The organism is Mesorhizobium sp. BHbdii (assembly GCF_053848045.1).
In genome coordinates this window covers 18,637-37,553 of the sequence record NZ_JBSPKX010000012.1, presented here as the reverse complement: position 1 = coordinate 37,553, position 18,917 = coordinate 18,637, and the positions used below count along the sequence as shown (strand labels likewise).

13 protein-coding genes and 8 pseudogenes are annotated in these 18,917 nt (G+C 61.3%); 12 read left to right on the top strand and 9 right to left on the bottom strand.

Annotated features, from left to right (window positions below):
• Positions 1-420: 420 nt before the first annotated feature.
• The 5 genes from ACWTU8_RS29940 to ACWTU8_RS29920 all read left to right on the top strand — a co-directional run bounded on the left by ACWTU8_RS29940 (position 421) and on the right by ACWTU8_RS29920 (position 4,495).
• On the top strand, positions 421-1,020 hold the full coding sequence (locus ACWTU8_RS29940; RefSeq protein WP_455850975.1) for an autoinducer binding domain-containing protein: 600 nt from the start codon (positions 421-423) through the stop codon (positions 1,018-1,020).
• Positions 921-1,148 carry a helix-turn-helix domain-containing protein gene (locus ACWTU8_RS29935; RefSeq protein ID WP_455850985.1) on the top strand — a complete coding sequence of 76 codons (228 nt, stop codon included), beginning with the start codon at positions 921-923 and terminating at the stop codon, positions 1,146-1,148. The genes ACWTU8_RS29940 and ACWTU8_RS29935 overlap by 100 nt, the downstream gene beginning before the upstream one ends.
• Positions 1,149-1,231: 83 nt before the next feature.
• Positions 1,232-1,900, top strand: a complete 669-nt coding sequence (locus tag ACWTU8_RS29930) for an acyl-homoserine-lactone synthase (RefSeq protein ID WP_455850974.1) — start codon at positions 1,232-1,234, stop codon at positions 1,898-1,900.
• A 293-nt stretch (positions 1,901-2,193) separates the two neighbouring features.
• Entirely contained in the window at positions 2,194-2,517 is a 324-nt protein-coding gene (locus ACWTU8_RS29925) for a transcriptional repressor TraM (protein ID WP_455850973.1), read from the top strand.
• Positions 2,518-2,839: 322 nt separating this feature from the next.
• On the top strand, positions 2,840-4,495 hold the full coding sequence (locus ACWTU8_RS29920) for an MFS transporter (RefSeq protein ID WP_455850972.1): 1,656 nt from the start codon (positions 2,840-2,842) through the stop codon (positions 4,493-4,495).
• Between the two features lie 49 nt (positions 4,496-4,544).
• Here ACWTU8_RS29920 and ACWTU8_RS29915 read toward each other — a convergent pair whose 3' ends face one another.
• Both ACWTU8_RS29915 and ACWTU8_RS29910 read right to left on the bottom strand, forming a co-directional pair.
• Positions 4,545-5,234 carry an autoinducer binding domain-containing protein gene (locus tag ACWTU8_RS29915; protein ID WP_455850971.1) on the bottom strand — a complete coding sequence of 230 codons (690 nt, stop codon included), beginning with the start codon at positions 5,232-5,234 and terminating at the stop codon, positions 4,545-4,547.
• A 92-nt stretch (positions 5,235-5,326) separates the two neighbouring features.
• Positions 5,327-5,637, bottom strand: a pseudogene (locus ACWTU8_RS29910) (TrbI/VirB10 family protein); the annotation flags it as partial.
• Between the two features lie 5 nt (positions 5,638-5,642).
• Between ACWTU8_RS29910 and repC the strand changes: the two are divergent.
• Positions 5,643-6,836: pseudogene (gene repC, locus ACWTU8_RS29905) on the top strand (plasmid replication protein RepC); the annotation flags it as partial.
• Between the two features lie 71 nt (positions 6,837-6,907).
• On the opposite strand, the gene ACWTU8_RS29900 reads toward repC, so the two are convergent.
• Positions 6,908-7,042 (bottom strand): hypothetical protein, encoded by a 135-nt coding sequence (locus tag ACWTU8_RS29900; RefSeq protein WP_455850970.1) that lies wholly within the window; start codon positions 7,040-7,042, stop codon positions 6,908-6,910.
• A gap of 80 nt (positions 7,043-7,122) precedes the next feature.
• A pseudogene (locus ACWTU8_RS29895) lies at positions 7,123-7,808 on the bottom strand (recombinase family protein); the annotation flags it as partial.
• A gap of 100 nt (positions 7,809-7,908) precedes the next feature.
• Between ACWTU8_RS29895 and ACWTU8_RS29890 the strand changes: the two are divergent.
• From ACWTU8_RS29890 to ACWTU8_RS29880, 3 genes are all read left to right on the top strand, one after another.
• Complete coding sequence (locus ACWTU8_RS29890; protein ID WP_455850969.1) at positions 7,909-8,670, top strand: hypothetical protein; 762 nt, start codon at positions 7,909-7,911, stop codon at positions 8,668-8,670.
• Positions 8,671-8,761: 91 nt separating this feature from the next.
• Entirely contained in the window at positions 8,762-9,100 is a 339-nt protein-coding gene (locus ACWTU8_RS29885; protein ID WP_038655373.1) for an antitoxin Xre/MbcA/ParS toxin-binding domain-containing protein, read from the top strand.
• 9 nt (positions 9,101-9,109) lie between these two features.
• A complete protein-coding gene (locus tag ACWTU8_RS29880) occupies positions 9,110-9,679 on the top strand; it encodes an RES family NAD+ phosphorylase (protein WP_455850968.1) in 570 nt (189 codons plus the stop codon).
• A 27-nt stretch (positions 9,680-9,706) separates the two neighbouring features.
• On the opposite strand, the pseudogene ACWTU8_RS29875 reads toward ACWTU8_RS29880, so the two are convergent.
• Positions 9,707-10,936 (bottom strand): annotated as a pseudogene (locus ACWTU8_RS29875) (site-specific integrase).
• Positions 10,937-11,061: 125 nt separating this feature from the next.
• Between ACWTU8_RS29875 and ACWTU8_RS29870 the strand changes: the two are divergent.
• From ACWTU8_RS29870 to ACWTU8_RS29860, 3 genes and pseudogenes are all read left to right on the top strand, one after another.
• Positions 11,062-12,069, top strand: a pseudogene (locus tag ACWTU8_RS29870) (DUF1403 family protein).
• Positions 12,070-12,071: 2 nt separating this feature from the next.
• Positions 12,072-12,763, top strand: a pseudogene (gene scpB / locus ACWTU8_RS29865) (SMC-Scp complex subunit ScpB).
• Positions 12,764-12,796: 33 nt separating this feature from the next.
• A complete protein-coding gene (locus ACWTU8_RS29860) occupies positions 12,797-13,288 on the top strand; it encodes a hypothetical protein (RefSeq protein ID WP_455850967.1) in 492 nt (163 codons plus the stop codon).
• A 649-nt stretch (positions 13,289-13,937) separates the two neighbouring features.
• On the opposite strand, the pseudogene ACWTU8_RS29855 reads toward ACWTU8_RS29860, so the two are convergent.
• The 4 genes and pseudogenes from ACWTU8_RS29855 to ACWTU8_RS29840 all read right to left on the bottom strand — a co-directional run bounded on the left by ACWTU8_RS29855 (position 13,938) and on the right by ACWTU8_RS29840 (position 18,803).
• A pseudogene (locus ACWTU8_RS29855) lies at positions 13,938-14,882 on the bottom strand (IS630 family transposase).
• An 18-nt stretch (positions 14,883-14,900) separates the two neighbouring features.
• Positions 14,901-16,364: a helicase HerA domain-containing protein gene (locus tag ACWTU8_RS29850; protein WP_455850966.1), complete on the bottom strand. Its 1,464-nt coding sequence runs from the start codon at positions 16,362-16,364 to the stop codon at positions 14,901-14,903.
• A 165-nt stretch (positions 16,365-16,529) separates the two neighbouring features.
• Positions 16,530-17,699 (bottom strand): SIR2 family protein, encoded by a 1,170-nt coding sequence (locus ACWTU8_RS29845; protein ID WP_455850965.1) that lies wholly within the window; start codon positions 17,697-17,699, stop codon positions 16,530-16,532.
• A gap of 111 nt (positions 17,700-17,810) precedes the next feature.
• Positions 17,811-18,803, bottom strand: a pseudogene (locus ACWTU8_RS29840) (3'-5' exonuclease).
• Positions 18,804-18,917: the final 114 nt, after the last annotated feature.

Genomic DNA, 18,917 nt, shown 5'->3' with positions numbered 1-18,917 from the left:
CACACCCGATCGGGCTGCGCAACCCCGGCCAGCTTACGCCCGATCGGGCGCTTACGTCGGAGCCCGGAAGCGCGTCACTGTCGCATTTCTTACTTGCCGCCCGCCCTGCCCTTTGAAGCGTCCGATGCGACATTTCTACTTCGCAGAGCGGACGACGTTTCTACACCGCCGCCGCTTGCAAGTATAGAATCAGATGTGCCATGAATATCGTGAATGAACTCAAATAAAGGTGGCATTGGATACATCGTCTACAGCGATAGCAATGCCTTAGAACCATCACCGGCGCTGTCCGGAAGCCATGCGGCGCCCGGACTTTGGCGCCGCCTGCCCTGCCGGCGTCCTCCCCGCCGGCAGTACTATCGTTTTCGTTGGCCCGAGACCCACCCGCTTCACGACGCCTGTCGGAGAGGAATTTGGATTGTGAAAACCGTGCGCGCGACACCTCTGTTCGACATCCTGACCGATCTTCCCGAACTCAGAGAGGAGAAACAGATCGATCGCGTCGCCGCGCGCATTCGTGACCAATATGACCTCAAGTCCGTCGCCTATCTCGGCGCGGGCCTGAAACCTGAAAGGGGCGCCGAGCCCTACCTCGCCGTGACCTATTCGGCCGCCTGGGTCGACCATTACAAACGGCAGCGCTATGTTGAGATCGATCCGGTTGTCCAGCTGGGTCTGCGCCGGATCCTGCCGCTCGACTGGGAAGATGTCGACAGACAAGGCATCAGACTCAGAACCTTCTTCGGAGAGGCCGGCGAGTTCGGCCTCGGCAAGCGGGGCCTGTCGATCCCCGTCCATGGCCGCCAGGGCGACCGTGCGTTGCTCTCGATCACCTCGGATCTTCCGAAGCGTGAATGGGCCCGGGAAAAACGCCACTTAATGCGTGATTTCCAGCTGCTCGCGACGCATTTGCACGAAGCATTGCCGGGCAGGCGGACGCGCTCCCGACTCTGTCGCCACGCGAGCGCGAATGCCTGGAATGGGTCTCCGAGGGAAAGACGGCCTGGGAATGTGCGATGATCCTCGGCCTCTCCGAACATACGGTTCGCTGCTATCTGGAAAGCGCTCGCTACAAGCTCCAGGCCACGGGCAACACCCACGCCGTCGCCAAAGCCATCAAGTCCGACCTGTTCGGGTTGCCGCTGTAAATCCGGCCGATCAGCCGGATAACCGGTACCTCCACCCATGGCTAAGTCCCGTCGCGTTCCAAACAAACGCGAGGATCGCAGCCATGATCGTAACTATCGAAAGTGCAGACCAGGAGCGGTACCCGGAGCTGATGGACGCAATGTTCCGCATGCGCGCCGATGTCTTTTCCGGAAGGCTCGAATGGGAGGTCGACGTCGCTAACGGGCGCGAACGCGACCGGTTCGACGACGAAGACGTTCTCTATCTCCTATCGCTCGACGACGACACAGGCGCACTTCAGGGCGCCGTGCGGCTTCTGCCGACAACGGGGCCTAACATGCTGCGCGACGTCTTTTCAATGCTTGTGCCGGAGGGGGCGCCGGAAAGCCCGCTGATCTGGGAAAGTTCGCGCTTTGCCATCAATCCGAACATTCTTAGAGGCGTGCAACGCGCCGAGGCCAACCACATGGTCAACAGGACAACCTTGGAACTGCTGTGCGGGATCGTTGAGGTGTGCCAGTCCGCTGGTATCGGGACGATTGTTTCGGTGTTCGACGCCCGCATGGCCCGGATCTTTCGAGCGGTAGACTGCCCGTTCGACGTCATCGGAACGCCGACCCGCATCGGCAAGACCATGACCTACGCCGGGCTGTTCGAAATGACGGATCAGTTGCGCGCCCGGCTCGGAACAATTGGCGGCCTGCCAACAACCGTTCTCGGGAAATTGCCCGTTGATGCCGACGGATCGATGCGCCGAAGAAGCGCCGCCTGATCCGAAAGAGCCCGCTATCGGCTCCAATGACTGGCGAAGAATCGCTTGATCAAATATAGAAGTCCCGGGGCGGTACGCGCCGCCTCGGGGCTTGGAAACCCCTTCACAGCGGTTTGGTGCCGGCCGTCACGGCACCGAGGATCCTTCGGCTACGGCCGGGGGCCTGTGACGTATGTCCAGGTGCCTCGGTGCTAAAGGTCGCAGGGACCGTCTGTGACGGTTTTCCAACCCCCGGCTTGGGGTCGAGATCTTTTGTCGTGGGGGCGCACCGCGGCCCAAGCCGCGGGTCGCCCATGTCCAACCGTCATCCGATTGATCAACCTTCCAACGGCCTGACCGACGCCATCTCAGCCCTTCTCTCCGAATTGACCATGGAGGAACTTGCGCGAGTCGCGGAGGATGTGGTTCGCGAGAACCGGCGACGCGTCAGCCTCGCCCAATCGCTGTTCGACAAGCTCCAGACAACTCGGTCTGGCGCCACGGAAAACGGCGAGGAACTGCTTCACGCCTATCGCCTGTCCTTGCTCAAACTCAGGATGCATCACGAGCTCGTTCGCATCGTCATAGCCGAACTGGGTCATGTGCCGGACATAGGCGCGGCAACGAATTGCCACTGACGGCTCGCCGGTCGGCTAGCGAAGCATGGGACCAACGGATCACCCTCGCCATCATCGGGCTGCCGTCGACCACGGCGTGGCGCGGCTAGTTCGCCCTTCCCCGCGGCGCACTTTTTCAGCGTCATTTGCGCAATTTGAGGGTTGAACTTACCGGCAAATCGCAGTTGAGTGCGTCACTCGTAACATATTCTTCCCGAACAAATATTTGTTGCGGTGCTGTATCGCACACCGAAGACAATCGGACCCCAGTCAACTAACCATAAGCGCGACCGAGGCGCCGGTTTACGCACGACCAAAAACAGGATGAAAAGGCTTTAGAGAAATGAGCACCGGGGCGCGCGCGGATACCGACGCAACAACGCCATCCGCCCTTTCTCCTCTCGGTAATAGGACGTTCCGCTCTATCTGGCTTTCCACTCAGGTATCGTCGCTGGGATGGATGATGCACACAGTTGCCATCGGCTGGTTGATGGCGACCCTCTCCACCTCCGACCAACTGGTCGCTCTGGCTCAGGCCTCCGCTACATTGCCGGCCTTCTTCCTGTCGGTGTTTGCCGGAGCGGTTGCTGACAGCTTCAGCCGGCGCGGCGTGCTGTTGGTCGGCCGCTCGCTAATCGCACTGGCATCGGCGATATTGACGGGTTTCGTGGCGCTCGGTCTCGCCGATCCTTGGATCATCCTCGGCGTCAGCTTCCTGATCGGATGCGGTGTCGCGCTCAGCGACCCGGCATGGCAGGCATCGGTCGGCGACATCGTCGACAGGCGGGATGTTCCGGCAGCCGTTACGCTGATCAATATCGGCTTCAACACCGTGCGCAGCGTCGGCCCGGCGCTCGGCGGCATCATTGTCGCCGCGTTCGGCCCGCTGGCAGCGCTCACTATGAGCACGCTCAGTTACATGGTCCCACTAGGTACCATCTGGCGCTGCAACTGGACGGTTCGCGCCTCACCGTTACCGCGCGAGCGGATGACGACGGCAATCTATGACGGCGCGCGTTTTACCGCGATATCGTCCGAGATCAAGGCGGCGATCGCGCGTGCAACGCTTCTCGGTCTCGCCGGAATTGCCACGTTGGCACTGCTTCCGCTGGTCGTCCGCGACCAACTGCATGCTGGTCCCTTCGCCTACGGCGTTCTGATGGGCGGTTTCGGCGTCGGCGCTCTGTTCGGAGGAGTCAATGCCGGACGCTTCAGACGGCTGATCTCCCAGGAATGGCTGATCAGGCTCGCCTGCGTCGCCTGCGCGGCCTGCTCGGTTGCCCTCGCCTTCGCTCCCTCGATTACTGTTGCGGCTGTCGCGCTCGCTCTCGGCGGCATGGGTTGGGTCACCGCCTGGTCGGGGCTCGGCATCAGCGTGCAACTGGCGAGCCCGCGATGGATCGTCGGCCGCACAGTCTCGATCTACTTTGCTTTCACATATGGCGGCATCGCGGGCGGTAGCTGGCTCTGGGGTGCGGTGTCGGACGAATACTCGCTGACGGCGGCGCTGGTGGGCTCGGGCGCTGCGCTTCTCCTGGTTGCCGCGACGGGGTTCTTCCTGCCCATACTCGAGGACAAGGACACCAACGACAATCCGCTGGAAGGGTTCAAGGCGCCGGCGGTCGCGGTCGAACTCAGACCCCGAAGCGGGCCTATCGTCTGCAAGATCGAGTACCGGATACCGGATGAACACACCGAGGCGTTTCTCGCCCTCATGCTCGAACGACGCCGGGCGCATAGCCGCGTCGGCGCCCGGCATTGGACGGTCGAGCGCAACCTTTTGGATCCATGCCTCTGGACGGAGAGTTTCCGCACCCCAACCTGGACGGACTATTTGCGCCTCAATCACCGTCTGACGACATCCGACAAGGAACTCGACGATAGCATCCGGGCCCTGCACGATGGCGCGGTTCCGCCTGTGACGAAACTGTCGATCGAGCGGCCGACCGGACATCCCCGCCGGCCCGACCACATCACGCCTTTCGTCGCTCGGATTTGATTGTTTTGGGGCGCCGGCTTTGTCGATGACAGTGCAAGCTCCCGCGTCATCAGATCAGTCCCAGCCTGATCGCGATCGATGCGGCCTGACGGCTGTTGGCGGCGCCAAGCTTGCGTGCGGCCTGGTCGAGATAAGAGCGCACGGAGCGATAGCTGATCCCGACCGTCAGCCCGATATCGGCGAGCAACATCCCTTCAGCGAACCAGCGCAGGCATTCCGCCTCCCGTGGCGACAGACGAATATCGGCCGCGAGCGATGTGTCCTGCGCCGCGCCGGCAAGGCGCGAATGAACGAAGGCAACGGCGACCGCCGCGGTCACGGGATCGATGGCGCCATCGATGGAGGGCTCTTCGTCGCCTGTTGCGAGCGTGAACACCATGCGATCCGTGAAACCCACCGGCACCGAGATCGAGAGGCCGGAGCGGATCCCGAATTCCTCCGCGGCCTCGAAGAACCTTATCACGTCGCTCCGGCCCATACGCCGCGCATCTGTAGCCGACCAGACAAAGACCGGCGGGCCGTGCTTTGCCTGGGTGATGACGGGATCGGCGCGCAGAAATCCTCCCGCGACATAGATATCCTGCCACCGGCGCGGATAGTTGGAGACGGCGAAGGTCTCCTTGCCGCGCAGATGGAGATAGGCGAAAAAGTCGAACCCGGCGCCAATGGCGAAATCGCGCAAGGCGCGCCGGGCCGCTCGCTCCTCGAGCGGCAGCGACAATCGGTCGATCAGGGTCAAGAGAAGCTCATTCAAATCGATCCGGGCGCGACGCCATCACATGCAAGCGGCAGCCCCTCCAGCAACATGTTGCGATCGCGACCAGTGTCGCGTCACCGATAGGCGCGCGGAAACACGATGTCCTGGTCGACCAGGACATTGAAGCGGTAGCCCGGCCTGATCTTCAGGGTCGGCTGGACGTTCAGGTTCTTGGAGACGGTCTGCTCGGCAACTTGCCCGAAACTTTGGGCAAAGGAGCGGCGTGCGGCGTCCTCGGCGCTGTTGGCGCCGCCGAGCGCGTTGCGATCCAGCGGGATCACCAGTCGCTGCCGGCGCCGATCAGCGCCACCAGGATCGCCGAGCCGAAGGTCCTGAAGAAGTGATTGTCGACCTAGTCATGGAAGCCGCTGTTGCCGCTCTCATCGGCATGTCTTCAAATCGATCCGCGAAGCCAGAGACCTGATCGGCGCCACGGACCGCTCGTTGGCAACCTTGAACGCGCTTTTGTCGTTCCACCCCGAGGCCGAGCTCGCGGCCGACGGGGAACTGATCGTGTGGCCATCGAACGAGCAGCTCATGGCAAGGGCGAACGGCATGCCGGCGACGACGCTGCGGCGCCACCTGACCGTGCTGGTCGATTGCGGACTGATCATCCGCCGCGACAGCCCGAACGGCAAACGCTTTGCGCGCAAGGGCAGGGGCGGGCAGATCGAACAGGCCTACGGGTTCGATCTCTCGCCGATCGTCGCACGCGCCGAGGAGTTCGCCGAGACGGTCCAGGCCGAGAAACGCGCCTACAAGGCCGCCAGGGAGCGCCTGACGCTGTTGCGCCCGGGACATCGTCAAGAGATGATCGACGCCGGCATCGAGGAGGGCGTGCCGGGCAACTGGGGCAAAATGACCAGAACTTATCAGGCGATCGTCGGCCGGCTCCCCAGGACTGCACCTCGACAGCTCCTTGAAGACATCTGCGAAGACCTCGAGCTGCTTTGGAGCGAAATCCGTGAGGCAGTGGAATCCTTCACGAATACGCAGAATCCGGACGCCAATGAGTCCCATTCCGGTTGCCACATACAGAATTCAAACCCAGACTCCCTATCTGAATCTGAAAACGGCTTAGGAGAAAAAGAAGAAGCGGGCGGCACCGCCGCGGAAACCGACAACCTGCGCAGCTTGCCGAAACGGAAGTTGCCCTTGGGGATCGTGCTGGACGCCTGCGCCAACTGGCGCGAGCTGGCAAAGGACGGCGAAATCCGCAACTGGCGGGACTTTCTGGCGGCGGCGGAGGTCGCCCGGCCGATGCTGGGGGCCAGCCCGAGCGCCTGGCGGGAGGCCTGCGAGGTTCTGGGCGAGCGGCAGGCGGCGATCACCCTGGCGGCGATCTATCAGCGCGCCGACCAGATCAACAACGCCGGCGGTTATCTACGCAGCCTGACAGATCGCACCCGGGACGGGAAATTCTCGGTCTGGCCGATGGTGATGGCGCTGTTGCGCGCCAAACTGGACGCCGAGAAGACCGCTGCGCAGACTCGCGGCCGGCCGCCGGAGAATGGCGACCATGGGGAAGGGCGCCTCGAGGGCTCCGACGCGCTTCTGAGAAGCCTGCGCAGGCCGAGGTCGTGATGCCGGACGGATCTGTGGGCTCGCGTTTCGGGCCCGGGGGTGCAGCCACTCGTGTGGTTCGTACCGATGTCTCAGTCACCGCCCACAAGGCCGTCAAACGTCTCGAGCAACGCGTCAACGATCGCCTGACCCAGCGCCTCAGCGGCGCGGTCGATCGCCGATTGCGCAAAATCGTCTCGGCTGTCGATGATCCTCGTGTCCATCATGGAAGCGCGCTCCGGCGTTTCCCGGCTACGGTCACGGTGCGCGATGGGTATTGCGTTCGCGCCAATTCAATCCTTGCGTCTCAGGCCTCGCCGAGCAAGCCGTTCCGCTTGGCACGGTCGAGAAGGTTCTTGACCGATGATGGCGCCCATTTCGTCCCGCCGCGGGGCGTGCGCTCGTGCAATCTTTCCAGCTGGCTGGCGATTTCGCGCAGCGTTAGCTGCGGATTGGACGATTGGAACCCGGCAACCAGCGTCATCAGTCGATCCTCGGGAAGGCGGGGCGGGGATTTGGTCAGCAGCGCCGCATCCGCCATCCCCTCGGCGATCATCCATTTGACGGCCCGGCGCGGCGTTCGGGCGACCAGTCCAACCCGCGTTGCTTCAAAAACCGCGCGATGTCGTCCCAGGTGTGGTCCGGACGCATGCGCTTGACCGTCGGCAGCCATTGCTGCGCGCTGTTCTGAACGCGGGCACCATAGGCTGCCTGCTGTGCAGCCCTCATTTTGGCCAGCGCCTCCGGCTGGCGTTCGCGGATGCCCGGATTGCCGGGCAGGAGGGCCTTTTGCCTTGGCTGCCCTGATGCCGGCTTTTGTGAGCTCGGAAATCAACGCACGCTCGAGCTGCGCCACGGCGCCGAGGACCTGCAGGGAGAACATGCCTTGTGCCGTCGTCGTATCGATCGGATCCCTGAGCGACCGGAAATGCGCGCCTTTGCAGTCAAAACCTCGATCACCTCGAGCAGATGGCTGACTGAGCGCGTTAGGCGGTGACACATCTTTGGTGGCTCACCGGCTCTTGGTTTCATATTGATTGCACATCTTGACGTACGTGAAATCAAAACGTAAGTTGTGGCCAGGAGCACGAAGATGAACCAGAACGTCGTCTACCTGCATGGCCAGCCCAAACCGGTCGGCCATTTTTTGCGCGTGGGGACCAGTGGTCACCGCCAGCTCGAAACTCTGTTGGGCTCGGGAAAGATGATGGTCGACCGGGTCGTGGTGGAGGCGTCAGCTGCGCTGAGGCAACATGATCTCCTGACAGCGCTTGTCGAGGTTGGTGGCGAACTGATCCTGGACACCAATGTGGCTGAGCTTTCGTCGATCGGTCGGTTTGGTGGAGCGGCCAAGTCCGCGCCTTGGGCTAATCCGGAGAGTGTGCTGACACCGGACGATTTGCGACCGAACGCGAACCGGGACGTAATCGGGCAGATAGCCCGCTTTGCGGTGAAGCAGGGCTTCCACGCCGACCAGGCACCCGCGCATGTCCTTGAAGGCTCGACAGACCACCTTTTTGCTCTGGACTGCGGGGCTACCATCGCGCTGCGCCGGGCGCTCGATGCGGAAGGAGGAAAGCATGTTGGCATTGACTATCCATTGATGATCAAGAATGCGTCCCTTCGCGATCCCGCCCAGCGCCGGGCGTTCATCACCGCGTTGAAAAATGTGCCGTTCGACAATCTGTGGTTCAGGATCTCGGGCTTCGGCGCTGACGCGAGAAGGAACTGGCTACCGCGGAACGGGTCGCGCGATCGGCCGCGAAGCTCAAGGTATCGGATGAAGGCTTGTCGGAGTTACTGCAGCGCAGTAGCGATCGGCTGGAAAAGATGCATGCGGTTCTGGAAGCTTTGAATAGCACAATTGCTGGCCAGCCAAGGGCGGCGGTCCCGCCGCGGCGTCAGGGGAGGGGTGCGAGCGCAGCTTCGCAACGCAGGTAACGACAATGAGCACAGCTGTAGCACGAATTCTGGACGATCTTCGGTCTCGCGGAGGCCTGCAGGGCAAGGACATTGCCAACATTGTCGATGTGTCGACCGCAACCGTGTCCCGGTGGTCGCACGGAAACGGATCTCCTAATCTGCGAACCCAGACGGTTATCGCCGATTTGCGGTACGTGGTTGACCGGCTATCCGACTTTTACACCGCTGATGAAACGCGACTTTGGCTGCACTCGCGCCATCCGCTTCTTAACAACGAACGGGCGATTGATCTCATCAATGCGGATCGTACCCAGGAAGTCTTGGCGGTGATCGAACGCCTCGATGCCGGCGCCTACATCTGAGGCGGTTGAGTGGAGCGGCGGGCGCGAGATCTCGAACTGCTTGATCTGCTCGACACCCATCAAGGCGTGTCGTTTGAAGGGGATGTCTGGCGTATTGTCCGCGAGGAGCGCGAGCCGCTGCTTGGCTATCCGGCCCGGGCTCGATGGGATCCGGGCTCCTTTGACGTGCTTTATACCTCGCTGGAGCGGGAAGGTTCGCTTGAGCAGATTCATTTTCATCTGAGCCGCCAGCCGGTCTTTCCGTCTAAAATTCGATCGGTCCTTCATCGGATCTCGGTTCGTACCCAACGGACGCTTCGGACTGCCAATCTGACCGAGTTAAAGGGTCTTGGGGTAACGCCGGAAATCTATGGCTCTCTCTCCTATCAGCGCACGCAGGAGATCGGAGATGCGGCCGCGTTCCTCGGATTCGATGGCATTCTTGCGCCAAGCGCGCGATGGCCGTGTCAGAACCTCGTTCTCTTCACTGAGCACTTCACCCCGGCGGACCTCAGTGTCGTCAGCTCGGAGCCGGTCGATTGGGACGACTGGAAAAGGCGAAGAGACGCGGAACGAAAACAACGAGAGCGCACATCCTGATCCGGCCCGGGGGAGGGGAGGCGACTTTCAAAGCCCTGAGGCCTTGGTGAGGTTGACCCGGAACCGATCGCGGCGGCGCTGGTATTTGCGAGTCATCTCGGCGCTCGTATGCCCGAGCTGCTTCTGTACGAAGCGTTCGTCGACCTCGGCCGAGGACGCCAGGCCGGCGCGGAGCGAATGGCCGGCAAACAGCTTCCGCGCTCACCCTCCGGAAGATCGCCGCGCACGCCGGCCGCCAGCGCGGTGCGCTTGACGAGGCGGGCGACCTCCTGGTCGTTGAGCCGATTGGCGCCGACCGCCTTGCCCTGGCCGGTGACACGCCGAAACAGGGGCCCGTGGCGATGCGCGCCAGCCTGAGCCAGGTCTCCAGCGCCACGACAGGGCAGGTCGCATCGGACGAGCCGCGTCCGACCTCGACCTCGCGCCAGCCGGTCTTGCCGCGCAGGCGCAACAGCATGCCCTTGTCGAGGACTTCCACCCAACCGGAGGAATCTTCGGTCTGGTCGCGGCCGCAGTCGAGGCCGACAACCTCGGAGCGGCGCAGTCCGCCGGCAAAGCCAAGCAGCAGCATGGCGCGGTCGCGCAGGCCGCGCAGGGTGCCGCGGTCGAGTGTTTCCAGCATGGCGATCAGATCCTCGGGCAACACCGCCTCCTTCTGCCGGGGCGGGGTGGCGTGCTTGTTGCGGATGCCGGCCATGACGGTGGCGATGTGGCGGTCCTTCCTGTCCAGCGGCTGGCCACGCTGCGCATAGTTCCACGTCAGCGAGGAGAGCCGGCGTTCGATCGTCGACACGGAGTTCGGCTTCTTGTCCCCGGTTGCCTTTCCTGAGGCGCAGGCGGTGATGTAGAGGCCGACCACCTGCGGATCGGGTGGAAACATCTCGACGCCTTGCCGACGGCACCAGCTCGAGAATTGCCGCCAGTCCGAAGCGTAGGCACGGCGGGTGTTGGCCGAGCTCGCTGCCTCAACGTAGTCGCGCGCGCGATCGGCGAGCGCGTCGAGATGCGCCGGCAGGCGAAGATTGGCGACGGCCGGAAGGGTGAGGAGGGCGCCTGAACTTCAGCGGCCGGCTCCTCGGGCGCACGGCCCATTTCCAGGACGACGTCGACAATATCGGGGAGATCGTCGCTGATCGGCGTCTCGCCCGCGGCCGAGCCTGCCGGCGCGCTTTGGTCGACAACCGGCGCCGTCTGGTGTGATCGAGCGGAGCGATGCCGAGCACGGTTTCCGGGGTTTTGATCGACGATAGAGGCCATTTTCTATATAAAGACAAAACGACTGATAAGGCAACCTTATCATTCGTTATTATTCCCCAGACGGGCGCGGCGGTTTTGTCGCTTCTCGCTTGTGAAAAGCGCCGCTCTGATTCATCCTCTTGGCAATGATTCTCCGGCCAAAATCTCTCTCGCGCCACCCCGGTTCGCTTCCTGAAGCGATAACCGCCGTCCTCGTCCCGGCATGGCTGCGCCGGGCTGTCCCGATGCGCAAAGCCTTGCAGGAAAGGGTGTTGAGGATGTCACGCTTCTCGCCGGCGCCGCCATCGGCGCGCTCGATGCGGTGGTCCGCCGGCAGGAGCGCTGGGCCGGCGCCTGGCGGCAGCGACTGGCGCTTGCCGCGGCAGCGGTAACGGTTAAGCAAGTAGGCCGGGCCGAGGATGAGGCGGCGCTGCGCGATGCCTTTCTGCTCACTACAACCGGCGACGATGTCGGCCCCGCCGGTTGGATGTTTTTGGGCTGGCGCCGGCTGGCCGCACGCCCCACGGAGGATCTGCTGACGGGAAAAGGCCTCGGCGCGATGCTGGACGAATTCGGCCACGCTCCGGATGATGAGATGGTCGGCGATCTGGCGGGCGAGCTCCGGGCGCTCTCCGCAGGGGGGATGGTCGGTATGGTGACTGGTGCCTTCATCGCGGCCGAGCTAATACGGGTTTGGGCGTCCCGTCGGCGCCTGGCTCGCCGATGCTCTTGTCGCGCAGTGCCTGGGCTGGCCACGCGCCGTGCCGCTGCTGGGCGGCGAGAATATCTCGGGTGCGAATTCGGGCCGATCGCGTCGCGTGGCAACTGCCTCTCCACCTCTCGGGCCCAAAACAGAACCTGACCAGACGAAGATCTTGCTTGCTGCGCAGGCGCGCGCCGCGCTCCGGGCTGTCGACCTTTCCGCCGAACTCGGGCGCCGGGCGGACAAGCTCCTCGCCGTCGCGCCGAAACTCAGGGCGAAAGCGGCCGACCTCGTCGTCGAAAGACTCCTTTCCGACGACGCGATTGTCGCTTCGGAAAAGATCGCCGGGATGAGCGACCGCGGCCTGCGCCGCCTGTTCGACCGGCTGGTCGAGTTTGGCGCCGTGCGTGAGCTATCCGGTCGCCCGACCTTCCGCATCTACGGGCTGTGAAGATGGCGGCTCGTTCGACGAAGGCTCGCCGAGAAAATGGGGATGGGCAACGACCGTTGCTTGATCGCGAGCTGGATCACCTGCCGCCGGAGGCGCGCTGGCGCGAATGGATGCACCGGGTCGAGGCGACGATCTTTGCCGCCAGCGAACCGGTCGGCCGCGAAACGCTGGCGCGCATCGTTGGTAAGAGCTGCAGCATCGATCTGCTAATCGACGACATCCGCGAGGAACTGCGCGGCCGGCCCTACGATCTGGTTGCCGTGGCCGGCGGCTGGAAGCACCTGACATCCGCGGTGCATTTGGCAGTGCATTTAGCACCGCCGTCGGCGGCAACGGGCGTGCCGCAGACCTGACGCAGTCCGACGTGCTGGTGCTGATGTGCATCGCCTACTTCCAGCCGATCACCCGCGCCGAACTGTCGTCGTTCTTCGGCAAGGAAATCAGCCGCGACCTGATCGGCCATCTGCGTGGCGCCGGCCTGATCGCCTCCGGGCCGCGCAGCCCGACACCGGGCGCGCCCTACACCTATGTCACCACGAAAGAATTCCTGCTCGAGTTCGGCCTTGAAACGCTGCGCGATCTGCCGGATTTCGAGGCGCTTGAGGATGCCGGATTGCTTTCGAAGGAGAAGCTGTTGGCCGGCGACATCATGCCCGGCAGCCAGCAGGACGTCGGCGTCGAGATAGAGGCATAGGGGGAATAGGTTCGTCGGAGGTGGAGGGAATCGATGACTGGGAGGTGGTTGCGATCGGGAATTCCGCATAAGGGCTGGACCTGTGTCAATGTGGAGGATCTCGATGAACCGTCTGAGATCTGCGAAATGTGCGAAACCCAAGAGATCAGATACGTCCATTACATGACTCATCCTGACCATGCCGAAATGCTTGGCGTGGGACGTGTCTGTGCGGAGAAGATGGAGCAGGACTACGAGGCGCCGCGAATGCGCGAACGTACGCTCCGCAGTGCTGCACACCGCCGACGCAATTGGCTCCAGCGCAAGTGGCGCGTCTCGCACGCTGGCAACAGCTATCTGAATACCGACGGGCTGAACATTTCCATATACCGAAAGGGATCGGACAGTTGGGGCGGCCGGATCCTGGAGCGCTCATCCGGTCGCTCCGTGGAGTCTCGAAGGCGCTATGCTACCGAAGCCGCGGCCAAACTCGGCGCATTCGATGGAATGATGTTCTTGAAAATGAAAGGCTGGCCAAAGACATAGAGCTCCTCAGTATTTGCGGCTAGTGTCACAAAAGATCTGATAATATGTCCTCCGGATCGGGTACCAGCGGGGCGAGTCGGATGTTCGCTGGGCGACCTTCCTCATGGAACCAGAGATCAACGATTTTGGTGTCGTCGCTGGATGGCCGGGGAGATGCGTCCCTGACGCGGAACGTCGTCGGCAAATTCACGGATGTTCCGAACACCAACGCGTGCTGCTTCGGGAGGGATGGCAACCGTTTGAGAACGGCGTCGGAGATAAATGGAGTCATCTGACGGATTTGCGACAGGTCGTCTGGGTTCTGAATGCGGTGAACGACAAAGTTGGAACACTGAGACAACACGGTTTTTGAAAGCTCGCTTGGCCTCTGTGATGCTACCATCAGGAACATACCGTATTTGCGACCCTCCTTGGCTATCCGCTCAAAAACCTTCGCTGCGTCCAACGCATAACGGGAGGGTGTGGAGGCAATATAGCGATGAGCCTTCTTCAAGCAGCAAGTGAACTGGGAAGCGGTTGCGCGGATCGGCTTGCCGCAGCAGCCTAAACGTCATGCGTGGCAGAACCGAGCAAAAAAGCTCGACGACGTCATCCGATACGGCGTTCATATCAACGATCACGATCTGATTAGTCTTAGAGCCTTTCGCATTTAGGTTGATTTGTATCCGGCATTTTCGATGTAGTTTCGGCATTCCAGTGGGGTGACGGCATTCAGGGTTGCGGCGATGGCGTTGTGGACGGCCTCGACACTCCGTCTGGCGGCGCGGCGCATGAAGTGCTTGAGCTTGGCGAACAGCTGCTCGATCGGATTGAGATCGGGCTGTAGGGCGGCAGGAAGAACAGCCTTGCGCCGGCGGCCCTGACGATGTCGCGGACGGCAGCGCCCTTGTGGGAGCCGAGATTGTCGAGCACGACGATGTCGCCCGGCTTCAAGGCTTTGATGAGTTGCGTTTCGACGTAGAGGCGGAAGGCTTCGCCATTGATGGGCCCATTGAGGACCCAAGGCGCCTCGACGCGATCGAGCCGCAGCGCGGCGATGAAGGTCATGGTTTTCCAATGGCCATAGGGTGCGTGGGCAACAAGTCGCTTGCCGCGCACGCTCCAGCCACGCAGCGGCGCCATGTTGGTCTTGACCCAGGTCTCGTCGATGAAGACCAGGCGTGTTGGATCAATGCGGGTCTGATAGCGGGTCCACTGCGCGCGTCTGCGCGCCAGCTTCGGCCTGAGCTGCTCGGCAGGCAGAACGGTTTTTTTTGAAGCTCCTGCCCTCGCGATGCAGGAAGCGCCCGACACTCGCGGGATGGACATGCAAGCCACGCTCGGCAAGCGCGGCCGCCAGCTCATGCAGCGTCACATTCGGGTCGCGTTCGACTTCACCCAGCACGAACAACCGATGCCCGCCGCTGATCAGATACGGCCGGTGGCCGCCCATCTTGCCGGGCGCCACGCTGCCCAAACGGCGCTTGCGCGCCGCCCACTTGATCACGCTCGAAACCGCGACCTTCAACGTCGCAGCCACTTCGTAGCTCGTCTCCCCCGCCTCAAGCCGAGCCATCGCCCGCTCGCGCAGATCCATGGAATAAGGTTTCGTCATCTCCCGACCTCCAAACGGTCAGGACATCGAATCTGATTTGCGCAAACTTGGGAATCCAGATTCAGTCAAAAGGCGAAGCGCTCTAGTGAGGTCACTGCCCTTCGCGGTCAGCCCGAGGATTCGGGCGAGGAATTCATTCTGACCTTCACCGGTTTGTCCCCCGACTGGCAGTGAGTGGCGCAGAAATTCATACTCCCGACGCTCCTCAAGCGATTTGAGGCGGGTGACCATCTGCGACCAGTAGTCACGAATCTGGCGGTTGCCGTGTGCCTCCTCGTAAAGGATGGCGAGATCCATTGCCTCTCCTAGGGAGCGGAAATCGAAAGGGATGTTTTCGTAGTCCGGCAGCTTCAACTCGTCGATAACAAAGGCATTCTCGCCGACGAGAAATTCGTCCAAACCTTGGGCATCAGCTAGCTGACCGTAGCTAACTGTAATAAAAGGTTGGATGGATTGCAGATTGATTTCACCAGTGTTGAATCGCTGCAGGATGCCAACTATCCGGTCATGCTTGGACGGACTGCTGGAATCGTCGCGCATGATCTGCGTGATGCACTTGGCGAGGATGTGGTTCTTCACGCCGCCGAGATCGTCCGCACCAGCTTCTGAGAACATCGTTGAAAGGCCAAGCGCCATACGTAGTATGGGGACCTGCGTGCGTTCGCTCGCCTGGAGCAGAAGTTCCCACTCTGAGAGGTCCAGAAACCAATGGGGCAAGCGGAAACCGGTTGCTGTTCCATCGAGTAGAACCCGGTCGACCCCAATACCGCCCGGCATTGCCAGTGGTTCGAGCGCCTGCCGATACTCGCCGTTGACGTCGAACACCACAAACGTGGCACCGCGGGCATGATGTTCGTCCGGTTTTCCAAAAAGCTCCTGTAGAATCGAAGCGACTGTGCACGACTTTCCGCTTCCCGTGTTGCCAAGCACTGCAACGTGACCACCGAAGAAATCGTCGAGGCGGACCTTCACCGCATAGTCCTCGAACACGACGGACTGGCCGATGCTCAAAACACGAAAGCGGGTGGCGTTCGCCGGCACACAAATTTGCCCGTCAGGTCCGATACCGGCCTCAGCCTCGGTTTTCGTCTCAAATATTCGGTCGAGTTCGCTGTCGAGGGCATACAATGCGTCGGCATAGAGCGAAGGGAAGACCGACACACCGAACCGGAACTTTCCGTCCCCTGAAGCAGGCAGCATGCCTACGGGCACCACGTCGAGGAATTTCGCCGATCCGGCCTTGTCGAGGTCGCCTCTTGAGGATGCAGCGACATCACGTTCGCGCAGCCCCACAACTTCAGCGACAACATATTCGGCGTGAGTCGGTATCATCAGGAACGAGCCCAAGCGTGCGACGTAATGCACATCGTCAAAGCCCACGACCGTGAAGTTGTCGGTTCCCGCGTGCATCTCGACCACGAACCTGTCTGCTGCCACTGACGTGACCTTGCCGACGGCGCGTTTGCGATCGTCGTGACTCATTCGGTATCGTCCTTGTCCGGAGCCAATTCCTTCATCACTTTGCGAACGGCGTCGTCGATACGCTCGCTTGGTCGCTGAGGCATGAAACGATCGACCATCGTGTCGAAATAATGTGCCCTTGTACCCGGCTCGGGACCGTCGCCCCCGATTATCCAGATTCGCGGATCACCGAGGGCGCGCAGTTTGGCAATCTCTCCGGGTGCGTCCGGTGACGCAAAGATAATCAACCGGAAGGTCGGAATTGTCAGCGCCTGGTAAATGATGTTTCAGGTGCTCATCCCCGAACCCGTAGCCCGAAGTCACAAGCACGCTTTGCTCCCGGACGATGCGCGACTGGAATTCGCGAAAGAGGTCGGCATACGGTGACCCTAGACTCGAGTTCTGCTTTGCCGGCGTGGGAAAGATCATCATCTTGGCACTGCCGTCGGCCGGCCACTTCTCACGGATTGGGAACAGGCCGTGATCGTCTTCTGTCCAGCTGATCGATCCGTGCAACTTACACAAGTAGACAAACGCATCGACCGCCGACCATTTGCGGTTTGAAAGATCGAGCTGCTCAGCCAAGGCGTAGCGAAATGTGGAGGGATTGAAACGCCGCTCTATGATGCCGGAGAAACCGTTGGCATAGGGAATGCCGAGGCGGTCCATCGCAGTTTCATTGAACAGATCATAATTCGTGGTGAACACCGATGGCCGGGGTAGGCTTCGGTCGCGCAACACTAATTTTCGGTAAAACTTCTCATAGAGGTCACGGACAGCTGTATCCCCTTTCGCGAAAGCACCGTCAGTGCACCGTTCCCAGATGAATGCCTGGACCTTGTTGATTACCACCGTAAGCTCTTTGGCTCGCGCCCAATGGGATGATTTCGCGCTGCGTTGGGAGACGAAACGAAGACTGTGCAATACCTCCATCAAGCGCTCAAGGTTGCGCGCGTACTCATCTTCCAGTTCTACGCCCGCCTCTTGGAGAATGGCTACTTCCTGTTTGGTTAGAAGCCAGTCAGGTGGCTCTACAGGCGGCACGTCGGCGCTGCCTTCGCCCAATAGATCCTCGTCTTCCGCAGCCTGCTGTGCGGCTGCCAACGCTTGAGCGGTAGTATTGCAAAATATCTCGGCGAGGGGCTGCATGGTTGAGATGCCTCGCTCCTCTCCATCGACACGCAACGAGGAACAGCCAGCGCCCAACAGGAACGACACGTTGCGAGCATTCAGGGCATCGGCGATGCCTTTTTGAACGGTCTCGACTCCTTGGGACCAATCTATGTTGGCCGGTGTCGAATCGCCGTTGCGGACAATCTGGAATTGGCGCCGCAGCGCCACATCCTCGTCAGCCATCCCTCTTCTTCCCCCATATATGCGAGCACCAAGAATATGCCGCAGTAGTGACCCGCCATTAAAATTAAAGCAAAGATGATTTGTAACGATCGGCAGGTCATCACCTGCAATCTAAGCTGCTTTGAAGCGATCGGCTGCTGAAAGCCGTTGCATGAGCGGCTCAGCTTCGTGCCAGCGATAGATGTCCCCGCGCAGAAACCGAAGTTCGTCGTCGAGATTCTCCTCAGCGATTTCGGCCCACCAGGCCTTTGGTCGACCGTCGCTGCCATCCGACCATCGATATCCACGCGCCTTCAGATGATCCTTCATCTCGAAGGGGCTGTTCTCAGCCCACACGCGGACGCGGAGTCGTTGGCTTGCAGCATAGAGCTCGGCGAATGGGGTACGTCGCTGCTGGCGATCGGTCTTGCAAGAATTTCGAGGAGGGCATGGCAATCATCGGTCGCGCGGTGTCCATTCATGGAACAGGCCTGATTGCCCGACGAGATAACCGAGTTTGTTGCCCTCAAACCCGTGATCCGCCCAGCGGATTTCAGTCACAGAGCATGCCCACGGTTTTGGGATGAACGATGGCGACAGGCGCTCGCAAAACGGCCTGTCGAAACCGACATTGTGGGCAATGACGAGATCGGCCGGCTCGATAAGGGCGCCGAGAGCGGCGAGATCCACAGAATGTCCAGCTACCATCTCGTCGGTGATACCGGTGAGGCGGGTGATCTCCGCCGGTATCGGACCTGACGGTTGCCGCAACGCGCTGAATACGCCGACGACATCGCCGATCATTCCTGCATCGTCATAGGTGAAGGCGACAGCGCCGATTTCAATCACCTCGTCGCGGGCATGATTGAGACCAGTCGTCTCGACATCGACCAGGACGGCAAGCCTCGGAAATCTGCTGCTGGCGCGATCGATGATCGGACGGGGCACCAGCTTTCGCAAAACCTTGAATCGCCCAGTGTCTTCTAGGAGCTGCACCAGATCATCCTCAGTTCCCGGCGCAACATTAGGCTGTTTCCGCGCAGGCCGAGCCGCAACGCGTCGCGCTGCTTCCCTATAGCCGGGATCAAGGTCGAACAGATCGAATTGTCCAGAAAGTGCGTTCATCAAATTGTCCGGCCAGGAGAGTAACAACCAATTCCGACAGGCTAAGATGGCATCGCTGACTGTTCTCCATGCAATTAGGACGACTCGAGCCCAGCCTTGCAATCGCTATTTTGC